The organism is Aurantiacibacter xanthus (assembly GCF_003584015.1).
Lineage (GTDB): Bacteria > Pseudomonadota > Alphaproteobacteria > Sphingomonadales > Sphingomonadaceae > Alteraurantiacibacter > Alteraurantiacibacter xanthus.
The window spans coordinates 127,623-146,565 of the sequence record NZ_QXFM01000140.1; the positions used below are offsets into that span (position 1 = coordinate 127,623).

The 18,943-nt window shown below is 64.2% G+C and carries 18 protein-coding genes, 1 tRNA gene and 2 pseudogenes; 13 read left to right on the forward strand and 8 right to left on the reverse strand.

Annotated elements, in window-relative coordinates; genetic code table 11:
- Positions 1 to 4: 4 nt before the first annotated feature.
- A pseudogene (locus D2V17_RS18750) lies at positions 5 to 289 on the reverse strand (DDE-type integrase/transposase/recombinase); the annotation flags it as partial.
- A 35-nt stretch (positions 290 to 324) separates the two neighbouring features.
- Here D2V17_RS18750 and D2V17_RS18755 point away from each other — a divergent pair.
- Positions 325 to 537: pseudogene (locus D2V17_RS18755) on the forward strand (IS701 family transposase); the annotation flags it as partial.
- 29 nt (positions 538 to 566) lie between these two features.
- Here the strand turns inward: D2V17_RS18755 and D2V17_RS18760 are convergent.
- Positions 567 to 1,160 carry a TetR/AcrR family transcriptional regulator gene (locus tag D2V17_RS18760; RefSeq protein WP_119594675.1) on the reverse strand — a complete coding sequence of 198 codons (594 nt, stop codon included), beginning with the start codon at positions 1,158 to 1,160 and terminating at the stop codon, positions 567 to 569.
- Positions 1,161 to 1,297: 137 nt separating this feature from the next.
- On the opposite strand from D2V17_RS18760, the gene D2V17_RS18765 reads away from it, so the two are divergent.
- Entirely contained in the window at positions 1,298 to 2,515 is a 1,218-nt protein-coding gene (locus D2V17_RS18765; RefSeq protein ID WP_119594676.1) for an MFS transporter, read from the forward strand.
- A 141-nt stretch (positions 2,516 to 2,656) separates the two neighbouring features.
- Here D2V17_RS18765 and D2V17_RS21975 read toward each other — a convergent pair whose 3' ends face one another.
- Both D2V17_RS21975 and D2V17_RS18775 read right to left on the reverse strand, forming a co-directional pair.
- Positions 2,657 to 2,815 carry a hypothetical protein gene (locus D2V17_RS21975; protein WP_220474164.1) on the reverse strand — a complete coding sequence of 53 codons (159 nt, stop codon included), beginning with the start codon at positions 2,813 to 2,815 and terminating at the stop codon, positions 2,657 to 2,659.
- A gap of 232 nt (positions 2,816 to 3,047) precedes the next feature.
- Positions 3,048 to 3,137 (reverse strand) — tRNA-Ser (locus D2V17_RS18775).
- Positions 3,138 to 3,396: 259 nt separating this feature from the next.
- On the opposite strand from D2V17_RS18775, the gene D2V17_RS18780 reads away from it, so the two are divergent.
- The 11 genes from D2V17_RS18780 to mazG all read left to right on the forward strand — a co-directional run bounded on the left by D2V17_RS18780 (position 3,397) and on the right by mazG (position 13,237).
- Positions 3,397 to 4,257 carry a DUF8021 domain-containing protein gene (locus D2V17_RS18780; RefSeq protein WP_119594677.1) on the forward strand — a complete coding sequence of 287 codons (861 nt, stop codon included), beginning with the start codon at positions 3,397 to 3,399 and terminating at the stop codon, positions 4,255 to 4,257.
- A gap of 78 nt (positions 4,258 to 4,335) precedes the next feature.
- Positions 4,336 to 5,364, forward strand: coding sequence for a lytic murein transglycosylase (locus tag D2V17_RS18785; protein WP_119594678.1), 1,029 nt, complete (start codon positions 4,336 to 4,338; stop codon positions 5,362 to 5,364).
- Positions 5,348 to 6,313: an SPOR domain-containing protein gene (locus tag D2V17_RS18790; RefSeq protein ID WP_119594679.1), complete on the forward strand. Its 966-nt coding sequence runs from the start codon at positions 5,348 to 5,350 to the stop codon at positions 6,311 to 6,313. The genes D2V17_RS18785 and D2V17_RS18790 overlap by 17 nt, the downstream gene beginning before the upstream one ends.
- Before the next feature lie 44 nt (positions 6,314 to 6,357).
- The gene (locus D2V17_RS18795) at positions 6,358 to 7,518 is read left to right on the forward strand and encodes a D-alanyl-D-alanine carboxypeptidase family protein (protein WP_245978817.1); all 1,161 of its coding nucleotides are present in this window, start codon (positions 6,358 to 6,360) and stop codon (positions 7,516 to 7,518) included.
- Positions 7,518 to 8,138 (forward strand): dTMP kinase, encoded by a 621-nt coding sequence (tmk, locus tag D2V17_RS18800; RefSeq protein ID WP_119594680.1) that lies wholly within the window; start codon positions 7,518 to 7,520, stop codon positions 8,136 to 8,138. The genes D2V17_RS18795 and tmk overlap by 1 nt, the downstream gene beginning before the upstream one ends.
- A complete protein-coding gene (locus D2V17_RS18805) occupies positions 8,135 to 9,097 on the forward strand; it encodes a DNA polymerase III subunit delta' (protein ID WP_119594681.1) in 963 nt (320 codons plus the stop codon). The genes tmk and D2V17_RS18805 overlap by 4 nt, the downstream gene beginning before the upstream one ends.
- Positions 9,090 to 10,658, forward strand: coding sequence for a methionine--tRNA ligase (metG, locus tag D2V17_RS18810; RefSeq protein WP_119594682.1), 1,569 nt, complete (start codon positions 9,090 to 9,092; stop codon positions 10,656 to 10,658). Before D2V17_RS18805 ends, metG begins: the two co-directional genes overlap by 8 nt.
- On the forward strand, positions 10,655 to 11,449 hold the full coding sequence (locus D2V17_RS18815) for a TatD family hydrolase (protein WP_245978818.1): 795 nt from the start codon (positions 10,655 to 10,657) through the stop codon (positions 11,447 to 11,449). Before metG ends, D2V17_RS18815 begins: the two co-directional genes overlap by 4 nt.
- Complete coding sequence (locus D2V17_RS18820; protein WP_119594683.1) at positions 11,446 to 12,213, forward strand: MBL fold metallo-hydrolase; 768 nt, start codon at positions 11,446 to 11,448, stop codon at positions 12,211 to 12,213. The genes D2V17_RS18815 and D2V17_RS18820 overlap by 4 nt, the downstream gene beginning before the upstream one ends.
- The gene (locus tag D2V17_RS21485; RefSeq protein ID WP_191229298.1) at positions 12,210 to 12,377 is read left to right on the forward strand and encodes a hypothetical protein; all 168 of its coding nucleotides are present in this window, start codon (positions 12,210 to 12,212) and stop codon (positions 12,375 to 12,377) included. Before D2V17_RS18820 ends, D2V17_RS21485 begins: the two co-directional genes overlap by 4 nt.
- Positions 12,378 to 12,454: 77 nt before the next feature.
- Positions 12,455 to 13,237, forward strand: coding sequence for a nucleoside triphosphate pyrophosphohydrolase (gene mazG, locus D2V17_RS18825; RefSeq protein ID WP_119594684.1), 783 nt, complete (start codon positions 12,455 to 12,457; stop codon positions 13,235 to 13,237).
- Here the strand turns inward: mazG and hflX are convergent.
- The 4 genes from hflX to D2V17_RS18845 form a co-directional block, all read right to left on the reverse strand.
- A complete protein-coding gene (gene hflX / locus D2V17_RS18830; RefSeq protein WP_245978819.1) occupies positions 13,234 to 14,505 on the reverse strand; it encodes a GTPase HflX in 1,272 nt (423 codons plus the stop codon). The two genes, mazG and hflX, sit on opposite strands and share 4 nt — an antisense overlap.
- A 66-nt stretch (positions 14,506 to 14,571) precedes the next feature.
- Positions 14,572 to 15,156 carry an RNA chaperone Hfq gene (gene hfq / locus D2V17_RS18835; protein WP_119594686.1) on the reverse strand — a complete coding sequence of 195 codons (585 nt, stop codon included), beginning with the start codon at positions 15,154 to 15,156 and terminating at the stop codon, positions 14,572 to 14,574.
- A 156-nt stretch (positions 15,157 to 15,312) separates the two neighbouring features.
- Positions 15,313 to 16,701: a nitrogen assimilation response regulator NtrX gene (ntrX, locus tag D2V17_RS18840; protein WP_119594687.1), complete on the reverse strand. Its 1,389-nt coding sequence runs from the start codon at positions 16,699 to 16,701 to the stop codon at positions 15,313 to 15,315.
- A 21-nt stretch (positions 16,702 to 16,722) separates the two neighbouring features.
- Positions 16,723 to 18,870: a sensor histidine kinase gene (locus D2V17_RS18845; protein WP_119594688.1), complete on the reverse strand. Its 2,148-nt coding sequence runs from the start codon at positions 18,868 to 18,870 to the stop codon at positions 16,723 to 16,725.
- Positions 18,871 to 18,943 lie beyond the last annotated feature (73 nt).

The window sequence follows — 18,943 nt, forward strand, 5'->3', positions numbered from 1 at the left end:
CAATTCACGCTGCCACGGCCTGTGGCAGATTGTCAAAGTAGGTTTGATCGGGCGTAGGCCCGCCGAGGCTCGAATGAGGTCTCGGGGCATTGTAGAAGCCCGGATATCGGCCGATTGGCTGCCCTGATCCGTATTGAATATCTCTGGCTTGCCATAGTGCGCCAAGGCTCTCGAGCGCTTCCACGCAGAAGTCGGCGTCCAGCGTAATCGAAATCCGGTGGCTGAGGACCTTGCGGCTGAACCAGTCAACGATAGCGATGAGATAGACGAAGCCACGGACCATGGGAACCGAACACGCCCGCCGCCCCTTTGCGCAACTGCGTATACTATCTCTCGAATCTGCCTGCCGACACCTCGATCAAGGTCCTCACCGGAGCGATCAAGACGCGTTGGATCTGCGAGCAGGCCCATCAGCAACTCAAGGAGGAACTCGACCTCGACCACTTCGAGGGCCGGTCCTGGACCGGGCTCCATCGCCACGCCTTGATGGCGATGATGGCCTATGCCTTCCTGCAAACCCGCCGGATCGCTCAGTAGGGACGGAAAGAGAGTCCCCGGCCCGCCATCTAGCCGTTGCTTTTCAAGCCCGAGAGAAGAAGGTTCACGCTTGCGGTGGCGGTGTCGAGGCGGTGCTTGGGCACATCTGCCTCCCCAATCCATAGCGCCGCATCAACCAAGGCACCGTTGATAAGTCGGGCAAGCATTTCGGGATCGCCCCGCTTGATCGTCTTGTCTGCCATCAGCCGGGTAAGGATCGCCGAAAGCGAGGTGAGACACTGACGCTGGCTGGCTTGTGTGTAGATCGCGCCGAGAACTGACGGCGCATCGCGCAACACGATACGCTGGACCTCCTGTTCCAGCGCCATTTCCAGATAGGCATGGCAGCGGTGCAAGAAACCCTGCCAGAGATCGGCGTCGTTGTCCGTTATGGCCGCCAGCCGCTGGTCCATCTCCGCGTCGATTGCTTCCGCGACAGCGAGCAACAGACCCTTCTTGTCACCGAAATGATGGTAGAGCGCGCCGCGCGTCAGACCGGCGGACGCCGTGAACGTGTCCATTGATGTTTCGGCATATCCAACGTCGCCAAACGCTCGACGCGCCGCTTCGATCAGCTTGCCACGGGTCTCTTCGATCATCTCGCTGCGTGCCCTGCGCTTCATTCTGACTCCTGACTGACATACGTCGCGGATGCCAATTGACATACGCAGCGTATCAAAATAAGCATCTTATACGCTTCGTATGTTAATATTGCGATCTGACAGCCAAGTCCAGTTCGCGTCAGTGGTCGGAGGCCACCATGTCCAATCCTTATCGTGAACTGTTCCGCGCGCCGGGAACGGTGGACTTCTCGGTCGCGGGCTTCATCGGCCGGCTGCCGCTGCCGATGACCGGCATCGGTATCATCACCATGCTCTCCCAGCTCCGGGGCAGCTACGCACTCGCCGGGGCCGTGGCCGCAACCTTCGTCTTCACCTACGCGCTCGCCGCGCCGCAAATCTCACGATTGGTCGACAGGCAGGGCCAGGCAAGGGTGCTGCCCATCGCCACGCTCATCAGCGTTCTCGGCCTGATCGGCCTGATCGGAATCGCCTGGACCGATGCGCCGGACTGGCTGCTTTTCGTCTTCGCTCTGCCGGCCGGCTTCATGCCGAGCATGTCAGCAATGGCCCGCGCCCGGTGGACCGCGATCTATCGTAACAAGCCCGAACTCCAGACCGCCTATTCGCTGGAGACGGTGTTCGATGAAATCTCGTTCATCGCTGGACCTCCAATCTCGGTTGGGCTGAGCGTCGCCGTCTTCCCGCAAGCCTCCCTCATAGCCTCGGCCGCCGCGCTTGCACTCGGGGTGTTCGCCTTCGCCGCCCAGAAGCGCACCGAACCTCCTCTCGAAGCGGGTGAGGATCGCAGCAGCGGATCGGTCATACAGGATCGCGGTATCGTCATCCTCGCCTTGCTTCTGGTCGCGATGGGCGTCGTCGTGGGCACGGTGGACATTGGCAGCGTGGCTTTTGCGGAGTTGCAAGGGCAGCCGGCCGCCGCCAGCATCGTCCTGGCGGCGTATGCCGCTGGCTCATGCATCGCGGGGCTGGGCTTCGGAGCACTCAAGCTCGGTGTGCCGCTTCCGAGGCTCTTGCTCATCGGCGGCCTTGCGACGGCGGCGACCACCTTGCCGTTGATCGTCGTCGGCAACGTCGTGGCTCTTGCCGTGGCCGTCTTCGTCTCCGGCCTGTTCTTCGCGCCCACCATGATCGTCGCCATGACCCTTGTGGAGCGGCTTGTCCCGGAAGCGAAGCTAACCGAGGGGCTGACATGGCTTCTCTCCAGCCTCAACACCGGCACTGCCATCGGCGCGGCGGTCGCCGGGCAAGTGGTTGATGCCTACGGAGCGCAAAGTGGTTTCCGCGTCGCGGTGGCTGCCGGGGTCATCATTTTGATCTTCGCGGGATTGGGGCAGTCCTTGTTGTCGACTCGACTGAAGGCCCGCCCTGCCTTCGCCGATACAGCATCGTCATAGGAGACCGCATGGGACAGATAGAACAACACGAACTGCCGAGGTCTTAGCGCAACGTTGACCCGCTATTAGTGCGGCAGGTCTAGCAAAGCCGCCAACGCGCTCGGCGTGGCGCAATCCAGCGTCAGTGCGCGCGAGAAGGCGCTAGAGGAAGACCTTGGCATTCTCCTGTTCGATCCGGGGCGCGGCAGGGCGAAACCGGCTGCAAAGGCCGCGCGGCTCGACCGCATGGTGGTGACGCATATCGAGGAAAGGCTGCTGGGCCCCGAGCGGATCGAAGATGTGCTCGCAAGCTCCACCCACCAGCGTCTCACAGGGGCAGCCGTGCGGGAAATTGGCGAGCGAAGTCCGCACCCGACTGCGGCTTGGAAAGGGCGGCTATCGGCGGGAACACGTCCGTGCCTTTGCCCAGCATGTCGAGGTCGCGGATGACGCGATCTACATCAAAGGGAACAAGAACGTCCTATTGCGAACGCTGGTAGCCGCCAAGGGAGGGAAATCGGCGGTAATCGGCGTTCCCGGTTTTATACCGAAGTGGCGGACAGGGTGGGATTCGAACCCACGGAGGACTTGCATCCTCGCCGGTTTTCAAGACCGGTGCATTCAACCGCTCTGCCACCTGTCCGTGGAGCCGGTTGGCGCGCGCTAGCCGCAATTCAGGCAAATGTCATCATAGGTGATGAAAAGTAGTGTCTCTTCGTTCCAGACACAGTCAACTTGTTGATGACACGCTTTTGCCCATTGGGTATCGAAGGCGCGAACTACCGATGTGACGGGCAGCTGCCCAGGCGGCGCGACATAGCAGCTCATGCTTGATATGGCGCGCCTGCACACGGCGAAAAGCCAATCGCATCAAAGCGTATAGAGAGAGGATGATACCGACCATGGTTCGCAAGATTTCCGCATTCCTTTTCGCCGGCGTGGCCATGGCCGTGGCTTCGCCTGCTGCCGCGCAGGGCGGGTGCGATCGTGCCATGCTTCAGGGCATCGCCGATGACTGGGTTTCGGCAATTCAGCAGGGCACCATGATGACGATGAAGCTCGGCGAATGGGTCGATTATAACGAGAACGGCAAGCGGTCCTCGCTTGGCAATTTCCTCTATCCGGAGCGGAATGTGGACTGGCACATGGCTCTCCTCGATACCACGCAGTGCAAGATTTATGTCGAAAGCGTCATGCTCGACGAGGAGCGTCCGATCGTTGCCGCCACCCAGATCGGCAACGGCTTCTTCGGCGTTGGCCCGTTCGACAACATCGTCACCGATGAGGGTGACTGGCTGTTCGATGCCAAGGCCACTTACGAATATGCTCGCCGCGAAGACTGGAGCGAGATTCCCGAAGGCCAGCGTGGCACGCGCGAACAACTGATCGCCGCCGCCAATTCCTATCTTGACCTGTTCAACGATCCCGGCGTCGAGGTTCCGTGGGGCACGCCTTGCGCACGGCTGGAGGGCGGCAGCTACACCGGCACCGGCGCGGACACAGACAGCTGCAATGTTGGCGTGCCCACCGGCGTCGAACTGACCAACCGCCGCTATGTCGTCGATGAGGCGAAGGGCGCGGTCAACGTGTTTCTCGATTTCGGTGCCAGCGGTCGTCCCGACAGCCACACCTTCCGCATCGAGGACGGCAAGATCCGCTATGTTCACACGGTGACCTATTGCGCCGAGGACAATTGCGGCTTCAAGCCCTTTGCCGAGATGCTGGCCGAAAACCCCGGCATGCAGCCGCCCTACGCGGACTGACCAGAGTTTGCGACAAACCGGGCTGGCGGGGCAAATTTGCCGTTTGCCCCGCCAGCCCGGCAGCCTAAGATCGCTGGCATGATTACTCGATTGCTTGCTTCGGCCGCCGCTTTTTCCCTGTTTGCCTCGATCGGAAGCGCCGCTTCCGCCCAGCAGGAGACCTTTTCCGCCTATCTCGCAAGCGTCGGCCAGAAGGCCCGCGCCGAGGGTGTGAGCGATGCCACCATCGCCAACGTGTTCGCCGGGCTGACTCCGAACGAGCGCGTTATGGCGCTCGACCGTGACAATGTTTCGTCGAGCGGCTCCACCACCAGCACCGGCTTTCCCTCGATGGCCAATTACATCGACCGCCACAATTCGCGGGCACGGATCGACGGCGGGCGTTCAGCCTATCGCTCGCTTGGCTCGCTGGCGGCCCAGGTGGAGCGCGAATATGGCGTTCCGGCGCAGTATCTGGTGGCGATCTGGGGACACGAAACGGCCTATGGCGCGGTGAAGGGCTCGTTCGATCTGCCGCGTTCGCTAGCGACGCTCGCATGGGAAGGCCGCCGCCGCGACCTGTTCGAGCGCGAACTGATCGACGTTCTGAAGATCGCCGACAGCGGCATTCCGAGGGCCAGTCTGGTGGGAAGCTGGGCGGGCGCTTTCGGCAATCCGCAGTTCCTCCCCAGCGTTTATTTGCGCCTTGCCCGTGACGGCGATGGCGACGGCGTGCGCGATATCTGGAACTCGCGCGCCGACACGCTCTATTCGATTGCCAACTATTTTCACGATGCTGGCTGGCGACCGGGCCAGCCCTGGGCTGTGCGCGCCTTCGTGCCCAATTCGGCAGACCGCAGCGGGATCGAAAGCGCTGCCATTGCTCCGGTATGCCCGCGCGTACACGAGCGGCACAGCCGCTGGCTGACCGTGCGCGAATGGAAGGAGCGCGGCATCACCCCGATGGCTCCGATCGGCGATGACGTGCTCACCGCGCTGTTCGAGCCCGATGGTCCGGCGGCTCCGGGCTATCTCTTAACGCAGAATTATAGGGTTATCCTCGAATACAACTGCTCGAATTACTACGCGATGAGTGTGGGGTTGCTTGCAGATGAAATTGTTCGATAACCGGCGTGCCCGCCTGCTGGCGGGGCTTGCTGCCGTATCAGGTCTTGTCGTGCTGGCCGGCTGTGCCAGCGCGTCCGGCGCTGCAGAGCGCATCCCGGTCGTGGCAGCGGCTGCGGTCAACGGACCAAGCGCGGACTATCCGGTGCTGGTGGGCGAGCCCTATGTTATCGCCGGCACCACCTTCACGCCCAGCGACACGCTCAACTACGATGAGGTCGGCTACCTCGCTGCTCCGACGGACATGGCCGGGATTACTGCCGCGCACCACACCCTGCCGGTGCCGAGCTATATCGAGGTCACTTCGCTGGAAAGCGGCCGCACGATCCTCGCCCGGGTCGAACGGCGCGGACCGATGGACTCGACCAGGCTGCTGGCCCTTTCGCCCGCTGCGATGACGCAGCTTGGCGTGAGCGCGGATACGCCTGTGCGCGTGCGCCGCGTCAATCCGCCCGAGGTCCAGCGCGCGGAGCTACGCGCAGGCGGCGAGGCGCCGCTGCGGATGGATACGCCGATGTCGCTGGTCGCCGTGCTCAAGCGCCAGTTGCCACCCGCGCCCGTGAGTACGGCCCCGGCGCCGCAAGCGACCGCGCAGGCACCGGGGCCTGCCGTTCCCCAAGCTCAGGCCGAGGTGCTTCCTCCGCCCGCACCCGAGTTCGCCCCCCTACCTGCTCCTGCTCCTGCACCCGCCGCTGCACCGCGCGAGCCGCAAGCGTCCGTCGCCAGACCCACTGCGCCGATTGCCAGTGGCTTCGTCGTTCAGGCGGCCACCTTTTCCAATCAGACCAATGCGGAACGGGCCGCTCGTGCTCTGGATGGGATGGTTTCGCCATCTGGCCGCTTCTACCGTGTTCGCACTGGCCCCTTCGCAAGCCGTGCAGAAGCTGAGGCCTCGCTCGCCAAGGTGCGGGCTGCGGGCTATAGCGACGCACGAATCTTCACCAACGACTGAGCGGCGACCAAGCAGCGTCCGCCGCCACGCAATGCGGAGTGGGCGTGAAAAAAGTTAAGGTCTGGCTTGTTGTTCTTGCCGCCGGTGTGTCGCTGACGGCCTCTGCCCATGCCCAGCCTGCCACGCCCGCGCCGGTTCCGGATGAAATCCCGGTCGCGCTGCTGGTCGATCTGTGGACCGGCCAGCCGCTCTATGCGCGCGAGCCCAACCGGCGGTTCGTGCCTGCCTCGGTCACCAAGGTGATGACCGCCTACACCGCCTTCAAGCTGGTGGGCGAGGGCAAGCTCAAGCTCGATCGGCATTTCCTCTATACCCAGGCGCTGGAAGACGAATGGTATGCCGAGGGCTCGAACATGTTCCTGCGCGCGGGCGAGCGGCCGACCATCGGCCAGCTCTTGCTCGGGATCACGACCGTGTCGGGCAACGATGCCAGCATGGCACTGGCCGAAGCCGCCACCGGTTCGACCGGGGCCTGGCTGGATCTGATGAACGCCAATGCCGCCGCGCTGGGCATGAATGACAGCCATTTCGGCTCGCCCAACGGCTACCCCGATGGCGGCAAGACCTACACCACGGCTGCCGATCTGGTGAAGCTGGGCCGCGCTGTCACACAGGACTATCCGGCGCTTTACGGCCGTTTTTTCGGCCACCGCCGGCTCAAATGGGGTGAGATTACCCAGACCAACCACGATCCGATTACGGGCCAGGTGGAGGGCGGCGATGGCCTCAAGACCGGCTATACTGCCGAAGCTGGCTATACCCTGCTGGGTACGGCGGCACGGGGCGGGCGCAGGCTGATCGTGGTGATCGCGGGCTCTCCGACGGCGCGTCTGCGTGACACGGTAGGCCGCAATCTCATCGAATGGGGTTTTCGCGACTTTGATCCCAAACGTCTGTTTGCGGCCGGGACGAGGATGGGCCGCGCACAGGTCCAGGACGGGGCATCGCGTTCGGTCGGTCTTGCGCTGGAGAGCGACTTTGCCGCCGCCCTTCCGGCGGACCCTGCGCATACGATGAAGCTGGCCATCGCCTATCGCGGCCCGGTCGAAGCGCCGATTGCCAAGGGCGATCCGGTCGCGCGGCTGCAATTGCGCGACGCCAGCGGAGCAGTGGTGGTCGACGCGCCGTTGCTGGCGACCGAGGATGTGGCCAAGGCGGGCCTGATCCGCCGCATTGGCAATGCCTTTGCCAAGTGGTTCGGGTAATGCGCGGACGGTTCATCACCTTCGAGGGCGGGGAGGGCGTCGGCAAGTCGACGCAGGCGCGCATGCTCGCCGCCGCGCTGGAGGCGAGGGGGCATAGACCGCTGCTCACCCGCGAGCCCGGTGGCACCCCCGGTGCCGAAGCGATCCGGACGCTGTTGCTTGACCCCGCGCAGAGCTTCGGCCCCGCCAGCGAGACGCTGCTGTTCGCCGCCGCCCGCGCCGATCATGTCGCCGAGGCCATCGAGCCTGCGCTGGCTGCGGGGCGATGGGTGGTGTGCGATAGGTTTCTGGATTCGACCCGCGCCTATCAGGGTGGGGAAGGGGGGCTGACTGACGCCGATATCTGCACCCTCCACGCCGTCGGTTCGCGCGGGCTGCTGCCTGACCTTACCCTGCTATTGAGTGCGGCTCCCGAGCAGGTCGCTGACCGTTTGGCCGCACGAGATGGCGACAACAGCGACCGCATCGGTGGCCGCCCGGCAGACTATCACCGCGCGGTCGCGGCGCGCTTCGCGGCGCTCGCCGCGATGGAGCCCGAGCGGTTCCGCGTGATCGAGGCCACCGGCTCGCCCGAAGAGGTCCACGCCCGGATCATGGCCGAGGTCGAGGCGCTGGCATGAGCTATATCGGCCACGAAGAGGCCTGGGCCGAGTGGCGGCGCGCGCTGTCGGGCCACCGGATGCACCACGGGTGGATTCTGTCGGGCAGACGCGGGGTCGGCAAGTCGGCCTTCGCGCTTGCCGCCGCACGCGAGCTGGTGGCCGAACCCGGCGTGCCGCAACCCAGCGGCGAGCACCCGGACGTGCTCTACGTCACCCATCCGCCCAAGGACGACAAGGAAGCGCGCAAGAAGGCCGACGGAAAGCCCTACGAACTGGCGCGCAACATCAAGATCGACCAGATCCGCGCGCTGCAACAGCGGCTCAACACCCGTCCGAGCCTTGGGAGCCGCCGCGCGGTCATCATCGACCCGGCCGACGACATGGAAACCCCGACCGCCAACGCGCTGCTCAAGAGCCTTGAGGAGCCGCCGGTGGGCACCTTCTTCCTGCTGGTTGCTCATCGCCTGAGCCGTCTGTTGCCGACGATCCGCTCGCGCTGCCGGGTGCTGCGTTTCCCCGAGGTCGGCCCTGAGGATATGGACGCTGTGCTGGCGCGCGAAGCTCCGCAGGCCGATGCCGCCATGCGCGCCGCCGCTATCGCCGCCGCGGGTGGATCGCCCGGCGTGGCGATTGATTTCGTTGAGCTGGACCTCGGCACCATTCATCAGCTGATGCAGCGCATTCTCGCCGAGGGCGACCGCGACTTCGCGCTGCGTGGGCGGCTCGCCACCGCGATGGGCGCACGGCCCGATCGTCAGCGTCAGCAGGCCGCCATTGAGCTGGCCCGCGCGGTGGTGGCCGAGCACATGCGCCATGTCAGCCACGCGGAAATCCCGGCTTTGGTCGAGGCACACAGCGAACTTGTGCGCCTTGCAGGGGAAGTGCCAACCTACAATTTCGACCCCGGACTGCTGGTAATGGAGATCGGCACCTTGCTCAGCCAGTTCGCCGCTTCTAGAGCATCCGCCAATGGCTGATCCTTTTTATCTTACCACCGCGATTCACTATCCCAACGGCAAGCCGCATATCGGCCATGCCTACGAGACCATTGCCGCCGACGTGCTCGCGCGCTTCCATCGCCAGATGGGGCGCGAGGTCCGGTTCCAGACCGGCACCGACGAGCACGGCCTCAAGATGGCGCAGAAGGCGCGCGATCTTGGGCAGACCCCACGCGAACTGGCTGACGAAATGTCAGGGTATTTCCGTAGTCTGTTTGAGCAGCTTAACATCTCGTATGATCGTTTCATCCGCACCACCGAGGCTGATCACCACCGCGCCAGTCAGGCGATCTGGAAGGCGATGGAAGCCAATGGCGACCTCTACCTCGACCGCTACGAGGGCTGGTACTCGGTCCGCGACGAAGCATACTACGACGAAAGCGAGCTGACCGAGGGCGAGGGCGGGGTAAAGCTCTCGCCGCAGGGCACGCCGGTCGAGTGGACGGTTGAGGAGAGCTGGTTCTTCAAGCTGTCCGAATATGGCGACAAACTACTGGCGCTGTACAACGAAAACCCCGATTTCATCCGCCCGGAAAGCCGCCGCAACGAGGTCATGCGCTTTGTCGAGGGTGGCCTGCGCGATCTGTCGGTGAGCCGCACCAGCTTCGACTGGGGTGTGAAGGTGCCGGGCTCGGAAGACCACGTGATGTATGTGTGGGTCGATGCGCTCACAAACTACCTTACGGGTGTCGGCTATCCCGATGATTGCGAGGACTTTTCGAAGTTCTGGCCCGCCGATCTGCACCTAATTGGCAAGGACATTACGCGGTTCCACACGGTCTACTGGCCCGCCTTCCTGATGAGCGCCGGGATCGCGCTGCCCAGGCAGGTTTTTGCCCATGGTTTCCTGCTCAATCGCGGGGTGAAGGAATCGAAATCGCTCGGCAATGTCACCGATCCGGGCGAGCTGGCCGATGCCTATGGCGTCGATACGCTGCGCTATTTCCTGCTGCGCGAGTTCAGCTTCGGACAGGATGGCGGATGGTCGCGCGAAGCGATTGTAAATCGCAACAATTCGGAACTGGCCAACAGCTTCGGCAACCTTGCCCAGCGCACGCTGAGCCAGGTGTTCAAGAACTGCGACGGCGCGCTGCCGCCGGTCAATGGCCTGACCGAAGCCGACGAGACGTTGCTCGCGCAGGTCGCGCGGGTGGTGGGTGAGGAAATGCCTGCGCACTACACCGAGCTTGCCTTCTCGCAGGCACTTGAGGCCTGGATGGGCGCGGTCTTCGCCTGCAACGCCTATATCGACGCCGAGGCGCCCTGGGCGCTGAAAAAGACCGACTTCGCCCGGATGGAGACGGTGCTGGCCGTGCTCTACCGCTGCATCGCGCAACTGGCGGTGGCGGTGGTTCCGGTCATGCCGGGCTCCATGGGCCGCCTGCTCGATGCGATGGGTATCAGCGAGGATCTGCGCACATTCGCAGCCATCGGCTCCGACTGGTATGCGCCGCTTGCGGCCAGCGATTTCCGCCTTGCCAAGCCCGAGGGCCAGTTCCCGCGCCTCGACATGCCGCAGGCCGAGGACGCCGAGGTGTGACCACAACCGCCGCCACTCTGATCGACAGCCATTGTCACCTGAATTACAAAGGTCTGGCCGAGCAACAGGACGCAGTTCTGGGCCGCGCCCGTGCGGCAGGCGTCGCAGGTTTCCTCAATATCTCGACCCGGCAGAGCGAGTGGCAGGACGTCGTCGCCACCGCCGAGCGTGAGAGCGATGTCTGGGCCACGGTCGGCATCCACCCGCACGAGGCCGACCAGCACGCCGACCTCGGGCGCGAAGTGCTGCTCGAAGCGACGCGTCACCCGCGCGTGATCGGGATCGGCGAAAGCGGGCTCGACTACTATTACGACAAGTCCGACCGCGCGGTGCAGCAGGCGCTGTTCCGGATGCACATCGGTGTCGCGCGCGAGACCGGGCTGCCGCTGGTGATCCACACCCGCGATGCCGACGACGACACCGCCGCGATCCTGGCCGAGGAAATGGGGCAGGGGGCCTTCCCCGCGCTGATCCACTGCTTCACCGCCTCGCCCGAGTTTGGCCGCAAGGTGCTGGACCTTGGGCTGACGATCTCGATTTCGGGCATCGTCACGTTCAAGAATGCGACCGATCTACAGGAATTCGTGAAGGAAATCCCGGCTGACCGGTTGCTGGTGGAGACCGACAGCCCGTTCCTCGCGCCGGTCCCGCATCGCGGCAAGCCGTGTGAGCCGGGCTTCGTGCGCGACACCGCGCAGTTCGTGGCCGACCTGCGCGGCGAAGACCTTGCCGGGCTTTCCGCCAGCACCAGCGCCAATTTCTTCCGCCTGTTTGCGAAGGCCGCTCCATGAAGCTGATCATGCTCGGTTCCGGCACTTCCACCGGCGTTCCGCGCGTGGGCAACAACTGGGGCGACTGCGACCCGGCCGAACCGAGAAACCGCCGCACCCGCGTGTCGATCGTGGTCGAAAGCGAGGAGGGTAACCGCCTGCTCGTCGACACCTCGACCGATCTGCGCCAGCAGCTGCTCGCCAACGGCATCGACCGGCTCGACGGCGTGTTCTGGACTCACGACCACGCCGACCATTGCCACGGCGTCGATGACCTGCGCCCGCTGCGCTATGGCCGGGCGGCGGCAATTCCGGGGTTCGCCTCGCAGGAAACCGCGCGCAGGCTGCGCCGCCGGTTCGACTATGTGTTCGCCGGTCAGCACGGTTATCCGACCATCGTCGAGCTGAACACGCTGGAGACGCTGCGCATCCATGCGGGCTTCAAGGTCGGCTCGGTCGAGATGCCGCACGGGCCGACGATGAGCACCGGCTATCGGTTCGATGCAGACGGCAAATCAATCGGTTACACCACAGACTTCAGTGAAATTACGGATGACATGCTGGCGCTGTTCGCGGGCGTCGATGTGCTCGTATGCGACTGTCTGCGCCGCGCGCCGCATCCCACCCATTGCCACCTCGATATGGCAGTGGATTTCGGCAGGCGCGTGGGTGCTGGCAAGACCGTGCTGACGCATCTCGACTTCAGCATGGACTATCAGACGCTCTGCGCGGAAGTTCCGGCCAATGTGCTGGTCGGGTTCGACGGGCTTGAGCTGAAGGCATGAGCGAAGGCGACATTCTCCAGATTGTGCTGCTGGTCGGTTGGCTGGCGCTGGTTGTAAGCGGTTACCGCAGCTGGCGCGTCAGCCGCAACAAGACACTGGCGATGGCGCTGGCATGGATTGTCATTTTCGGGGTCGCCGCCCTGATATTCGGGGCCATAAGCTGAGCTGCTGTCCGTCCAATAGCACTCAATATTTAACATAATATATATTATCAGTCTCTAGTCAATCAGGAAGAGGGCCCGTGTCCGAGCAACTCACCCGCCTCCTTGCGATCATGGCCACGCTGCGCGATCCTGAGCGGGGTTGCGACTGGGACAAGGCCCAGACCTTCGCCACGATCGCGCCGTACACGATCGAGGAAGCCTATGAGGTCGCCGACGCCATCGAGCGCGCGGCCATGGACGAGCTGCGCAGCGAACTTGGCGACCTGTTGTTCCAGGTCGTGTTCCACGCGCGCATGGCCGAGGAAGCCGGTCACTTCGCCTTCGACGATGTCGCCCGCGCCATTTCCGACAAGATGGAAGCGCGCCACCCGCATATCTTCGGTGACGAAGGCGGCACGATGGACAAGGCCCGCTGGGAAGACATCAAGGCCGCCGAGCGCCGCTCCGAAGGCGCGGTCAGCGCGCTTGACGGCGTGGCGCGCGCGCTCCCGGCGCTGATGCGCGCTGACAAGCTGCAAAAGCGCGCCGCCCGCGTTGGGTTCGACTGGCCAGACACCAGCGCTCCGAAAGAGAAACTCGCCGAGGAGCTGGCGGAACTCGACGCTGCCGAAACAGACGAGGAACGCCTGCTCGAAGCCGGTGACGTGCTGTTCGCGGCGGTCAATGTGGTGCGCCGCTACGGCGTCGACCCGGAACAGGCGCTCAAGGCCACCAATGCCAAGTTCGAGCGGCGCTTTCACGCGATGGAAGCGATGTCCGCCGCAGATGGCGTCGATTTCGCGGCGCTTACGCTCGACGAGCAAGAAGAATACTGGCAGCGCGCCAAGCGGGCCGAAGTTCACATGAACTCTAAGGACTAATCCTTAAGTGCTTCGAACCGGCCACGTTCTTTCTCGGTAAGGCGGACGCGGATTGTCCGCAGGGGGCCCTGCTCACCCTCGCCGCCATCAGCATCTTCGAGCACCTCGCCGTGCGCATGCAGCCAAGCGATGCGCTGGCCGTCCGAGGCAGGCAGGACCATCTCGTGCAGGCGCGCCCCTTCCGTCAGCAACTGGCCCAGACGCGCCAGCAGATCATCGACGCCGAGCCCGGTCATGGCCGAGATTGGCAGGATATTTTCGTCACTTGCGGCAAGGCCCTCAAGTTCGATCCGGCGTTCCTCGTCGATCAGGTCCCACTTGTTCCACACCTCAACGATGGGCATGTCGCTTTCACCGCCCTCCCCGTCGATCACGTCGAGTTCGGTCAGCACGTCGAGCACATGGCGCTTCTGCGCGGCGCTGTCGGGGTTGGCCATGTCGCGCACGTGGAGCACGATGTCAGCCGCCGTCACCTCTTCAAGCGTCGCGCGGAAGGCGGCGACAAGCTGGGTCGGCAGGTCGGAGATAAAGCCCACCGTGTCGGACAGGATCGCCTTTTCGACACCCGGCAGGCCAATGGCGCGCATGGTCGGGTCAAGCGTGGCGAAGAGCATGTCTTCGGCCATCACCCCTTCCCCGGTCAGACGGTTGAACAGCGTGGACTTGCCGGCATTGGTGTAGCCCACCAGCGCCACCACCGGCCACGGCGCCCTGCCCCGCCGCTTGCGGTGCAGCTCGCGTGTCTTGCGGACCTGTTCGAGTTCGCGCCGCAGCTTGCCCATGCGGTCGCGGATCATGCGGCGGTCGGCCTCGATCTGCGTTTCGCCGGGGCCGCCGAGGAAGCCGAAGCCGCCGCGCTGGCGTTCAAGGTGAGTCCAGCTGCGCACGAGACGGCTCTGCTGATAGTCGAGGTGCGCGAGCTCGACCTGCAACCGGCCTTCCGCCGTTGCCGCGCGTTCACCGAAGATTTCGAGGATCAGCCCGGTGCGGTCGATCACCTTGCGCTTGAGCTTTTCCTCAAGGTTGCGCTGCTGAATCGCGGTAAGCGCACCGTCGACGACGACCAGATCGGCCTCGTGCAGCTCGCAGTCGGTAGCGATCCGCTGCACCTGCCCCTCGCCGAACAGGGTGTTGGGACGGATATCGCGGATCGGAATGATCGCAGCGTCAGCCACCACCAGCCCGATGGCCAGCGCCAGTCCCTTCGCCTCTTCGAGACGCGCTTCAGGATCAGCGCCAGAGCGGGCGCGGCGGATGTCAGGGCACACGACGAGGGCCCGCGCTCCGCGGGTGACCTCGCCGGCAATCTCGTCGTTTTCGAAAATGGGGTTTACCTAGTCCTCGTCACCATCGTCGTCGAAGTCACCGGACAAATCGACCGGGCTCGCGGGTTGAATGGTGGACACTGCATGCTTGTAGGCCAGCTGTACATAGCCTTCGCGTTCGAGCAGCATGCAAAACAGATCGAACGAAGCGATCCGGCCCTGCAGCATCACGCCGTTCACAAGGAACATCGTCACCTGCACGCCCGCTTCGCGAACGCGGGTGAGGAACACGTCCTGCAACAGGCGCTGCTTGCGGTTACCCTCGGCGCTGGCGAACTGGTCGGCATCGACCGGGTCGCCCGGCATGATGGTGGAGATCGCGTGCTTGTAGACCAGCTGCGACTGGCCATCGCGGCGCAGCAGGATCGAGAAGTTGTCGAACCACGTGACGATCCCCTGCAGCTTCACGCCTTTGACCAGAAACATGGTCACCGGCATTTTCTCGCGGCGCAGGTGGTTAAGGAACTGGTCCTGCAGGTTGCCGTTACCGTTGCCCTTCGCAGGGGCCGGTGCGGATGCACGCGCAGGTTTCTCCACTTTCGGTTCGGGTGCCGGTTCCTTACGGATACGCGCGGAAAGTGTGCCTTTGGTCATTCTTATGACTCCATCGTCTTTATGGTCTTGGCAACTGTTCAGGCCTCAGGCCGTTCCAGCGGCAGTCTGGCGTCACCACATTTCACTATGCGGTCACACCGGTAACTTCTGTTAGCAGATGCAGCATTCAAAGCGCGCTTGCAACAAACTTTGTCTTTAGTCTGCCCCGTTTCCAGTGCCATCGCGCTCGGTCATGCCGAGCAGCTTAAGCTTTCGATGCAGCGCCGAGCGCTCCATACCGATGAAACTCGCAGTGCGGGAAATATTTCCCGAGAAACGACGGATTTGAATCCGCAGATATTCGCGCTCGAAGCTCTCACGCGCCTCACGCAGGGGAACCCCCATCAGGGCCGCAATGCCTGCCCCGCCCTCGCTGGACGAGCCGGTGATTTCGGGTGGCAGCATGTCGGCGCTGATTGTCGAGAACTTTTCACGCGGCGCGAGAATCACCGTGCGTTCGATCACGTTGCGCAACTGGCGCACGTTGCCGGGCCAGTCGTAGGCCTGCAGCGCGGCATTGGCCTCGTCCTCGATCGCGCCCGGTTCGAGGCCCTGCTCGCGGGCGTAGCGGGTGAAGAAATGGTCCGCGAGCGCGGGGATATCCTCGCGCCGGTCGGCGAGCGCCGGGATCGTGATCGGCACCACGTTAAGCCGATAGAACAGGTCTTCCCGGAAGCGCTTCTCGGCGATCTCGGCTTCGAGGTCGCGCGCGGTGGACGAGACCACTCGCACGTCGACACCGATCTGCCGGTTGCCACCCACGCGCACAAAACTCTGGTCGGTCAGCACGCGCAGGATACGGGCCTGCGTGCTTTCGGGCATGTCGGCGATCTCGTCGAGATGCAGTGTGCCGCCATGCGCCATTTCGAGCAGGCCGGGCCGCACGAGATTGCCATCGACCTCCTCACCGAACAGTTCCTGCTCGAACCGCTCGGGCGTGATGCGCGCGCAGTTCACAGAAACGAATGACTTGTCGGCCCGCGGGCTCCACGCGTGGAGCAGCCGCGCGGCGACTTCCTTGCCGGCCCCTGCCGGACCACTCACCAGCACCCGGCTTCCGGTGCCCGCCACGCGCTTCAGCGTCGCGCGCAGCTGGTTGATGATCGACGAATTGCCGGTGAACTCTTCCACCGAGGCAAGATCCTCGCGCAGCCGGGCGTTTTCGCGGCGCAGGCGCTCGGTCTCGGTGGCGCGGGCGACAAGGTGGAGCAGCCGCTCGGCCTCGAACGGCTTTTCGATGAAGTCCATCGCCCCGCGGCTCACCGCGGCAACGGCGGTGTCGATATTGCCGTGCCCGGAGAACACGATCACCGGCAGATCGGGCTCGCGCGCCTTGATCGCCTCCAGCACCTCAAGCCCGTCCATCGGGCTGCCGTGCAGCCACACGTCGAGCAACACAAGGCTGGGGCGGCGCTCGTCGATCATGGCCAGCGCGCTGACGCTGTCGCCGGCGGTGCGGCTGTCGTAGCCTTCGTCGCTGAGGACGCCTGCCACGAGGTCACGGATGTCACGTTCGTCGTCGACCACGAGGATATCGAGGGCCATGTCAGAGTACTCCGCTAAAGGTCATTCCGCCGCCTCGTTGTCGCGGCTGCGGTCGGGGGCGGCCGGGTCGACCGCGAAACGCAAGGTTGCCCTGGCTCCGCCTTCGGGCAGATTGGCAAAGCTGAGATCGCCGCCGTGTTCCTCGACGATCTTCTTCACGATTGCGAGGCCAAGGCCGGTGCCCTTCTCGCGCGTCGTCACATAGGGCTCGATGATGTTTTCGCGCCCTTTGGGCAGACCGATGCCGTTGTCGCTGACGTCGATCTGCAAGGTTTGTCCATGCAGGCTCGCCTCGACGTTCACCCGCCCGCGCCAGTCGAGCGGCGCATCGCGGCGGCGCGCATCGATTGCTTCGGACGCGTTCTTCAGCACATTGGTCATGGCCTGCCCGAACTGGTGCCGGTCGCAGGCAATGTGCGGGATATCGCCGCTGGCCGTGAAGCCGTAGCTGATTTCGGGATGCCCGACTTCCTGCAGGAACAGAGCCTGCCGCGCGAGGTCGAGCGGGTCTTCCGGGCGGAACACCGGCTTGGGAAGCCGCGCAAAGCTGGAGAACTCGTCGACCATCTTGCGCAGATCGCCCACCTGCCGGATGATCGTGCCAGTCAGCTCGTCGAACAGCGCCACATCCTCGATGATCTGACGGCCATAACGGCGCTTGAGGCGTTCGGTGGCAAGCTGGATCGGAGTCAGCGGGTTCTTGATCTCGTGCGCGATACGCCGCGCCACATCCGACCATGCCGCCTGTCGCTGATCGAGCAGCTGGCGGGTGATGTCCTCGAAAGTAATCACGCGCCCGCCTGCCGAGCGGGTCATCTTGACCGCCAGCGTCAGCAACTCGTCGCCGCGGCTGATCTGGAGGATGCCGCTGTCCTTGCCGCTTTCCGCCAGCTCGGCGAACTGGGGGGCAACATCGCCCAGTGCGGCCCCGATGGGCGGCTCCCCTTCCCCGCTCACCAGCAGCTCCTGTGCCGACTGGTTCATCAGCATCACCTTGCCCTCAGGATCGACCGAGACGATCCCGGCGGTGATCGATTGCAGCACGGCTTCGATAAAAGTGCGCCGCTCGTCGAGCTGGTGGTTGGCCCCGATCAGGGCATCGGTCTGGCGCTCGATCTGCTGGCTCATGCGGTTAAACGCGCGGTTGAGCAGGCCGATTTCATCCGGCCCGGTGCGCCCATCGACGCGGATCGCATAGTTGCCAGCGCCGATCTCGCGCGCGGCGGTGGCCAGCTTGGCGAGCGGCTTCACCTGCCGGTCGGCAAAGCGCAAAGCGGCCCACACGGCAATGCCCACCAGGATGAGCGACATCGCGAACAGGGCAAGATTGTAGCGCAACTGCAACGACCGCATCCGCGAGATCAGCGCGTCATAGTCGCTGACGACGTTCTCGGCCCGGGTGTAAAGCGCCATCACATCGGGGTCGGAATTGCGTGCGGCATAAAGATAGACGCCAAGGTCGGCATCGAGCGTGCTCACCGCCTCCACCCGCTCGGGCGTGGCATTGATGACGACCGGCTCGCCGCTTTGCAGCCGCTTGATGGTTTCCGGGGTGACGCGAATACGGTCTGGATCGTCCTGCGGGTCGACGATGGCCGCCGTGCGCAGGGTGCCATCGGGCGCGAGTTGCAGGATCGCACTCTCGTTCAGCTCGCGATAGTAGACCTGAAGCCCGAAGAACTCCTCGAACTCGGGGCTGGTGACGGAGTTCTCCTCAAGGAAATACCTGAGGTCGACCGCCATCGCCGTGGTGTTGTTGCCGACATCGAGCTGGTTCTCGTTGTAGAACCCCTGCGCGACCTTGTTGGCGTTCTCCATGATCCCGCGAGAATCGCTGGAAAACCAGAACTCGACGCCCGACTGGAACAGCAGGCTCGCGAAGACCGCCACGATCAGGGTCGGGATCGCGGCCACCAGCGAGAAGAAGAACACCATGTTCACGTGCAACCGCGCGGTGGTGCCGCCGGCGCGGCGGATCGCGATGCGGCGCCCCCACAGCACGATCAGCGTCAGCGCGGGGATGAGCGTACCCACCAGCAGCATGGCGGCCTCGACCGAAGGCACCAGCTCGTCAGGGTCGGAGCGGCCCGTGAGGTAGAACCATGCCGCGCCCAGCATCGCCACCAATGAGATGGCGGCCAGCACTTCGAGCCACAGAAACAGATTCATCCGCCGTGCGGCCAATTGCGTGCGCCGCCACCAGCGGGGCGAATGCCGACCGACGACTGTCTCTTGGGCGGAG

What these genes read in the sequence shown, in the direction of transcription:
- D2V17_RS18760 (WP_119594675.1), bottom strand. Translation starts at nt 1,160, where the DNA reads ATGAAGCGCAGGGCACGCAGCGAGATGATCGAAGAGACCCGTGGCAAG.
- D2V17_RS18765 (WP_119594676.1), top strand. Translation starts at nt 1,298, where the DNA reads ATGTCCAATCCTTATCGTGAACTGTTCCGCGCGCCGGGAACGGTGGAC.
- D2V17_RS18780 (WP_119594677.1), top strand. Translation starts at nt 3,397, where the DNA reads ATGGTTCGCAAGATTTCCGCATTCCTTTTCGCCGGCGTGGCCATGGCC.
- D2V17_RS18785 (WP_119594678.1), top strand. Translation starts at nt 4,336, where the DNA reads ATGATTACTCGATTGCTTGCTTCGGCCGCCGCTTTTTCCCTGTTTGCC.
- D2V17_RS18790 (WP_119594679.1), top strand. Translation starts at nt 5,348, where the DNA reads ATGAAATTGTTCGATAACCGGCGTGCCCGCCTGCTGGCGGGGCTTGCT.
- tmk (WP_119594680.1), top strand. Translation starts at nt 7,518, where the DNA reads ATGCGCGGACGGTTCATCACCTTCGAGGGCGGGGAGGGCGTCGGCAAG.
- D2V17_RS18805 (WP_119594681.1), top strand. Translation starts at nt 8,135, where the DNA reads ATGAGCTATATCGGCCACGAAGAGGCCTGGGCCGAGTGGCGGCGCGCG.
- metG (WP_119594682.1), top strand. Translation starts at nt 9,090, where the DNA reads ATGGCTGATCCTTTTTATCTTACCACCGCGATTCACTATCCCAACGGC.
- D2V17_RS18820 (WP_119594683.1), top strand. Translation starts at nt 11,446, where the DNA reads ATGAAGCTGATCATGCTCGGTTCCGGCACTTCCACCGGCGTTCCGCGC.
- D2V17_RS21485 (WP_191229298.1), top strand. Translation starts at nt 12,210, where the DNA reads ATGAGCGAAGGCGACATTCTCCAGATTGTGCTGCTGGTCGGTTGGCTG.
- hfq (WP_119594686.1), bottom strand. Translation starts at nt 15,156, where the DNA reads ATGACCAAAGGCACACTTTCCGCGCGTATCCGTAAGGAACCGGCACCC.
- ntrX (WP_119594687.1), bottom strand. Translation starts at nt 16,701, where the DNA reads ATGGCCCTCGATATCCTCGTGGTCGACGACGAACGTGACATCCGTGAC.
- D2V17_RS18845 (WP_119594688.1), bottom strand. Translation starts at nt 18,870, where the DNA reads ATGAATCTGTTTCTGTGGCTCGAAGTGCTGGCCGCCATCTCATTGGTG.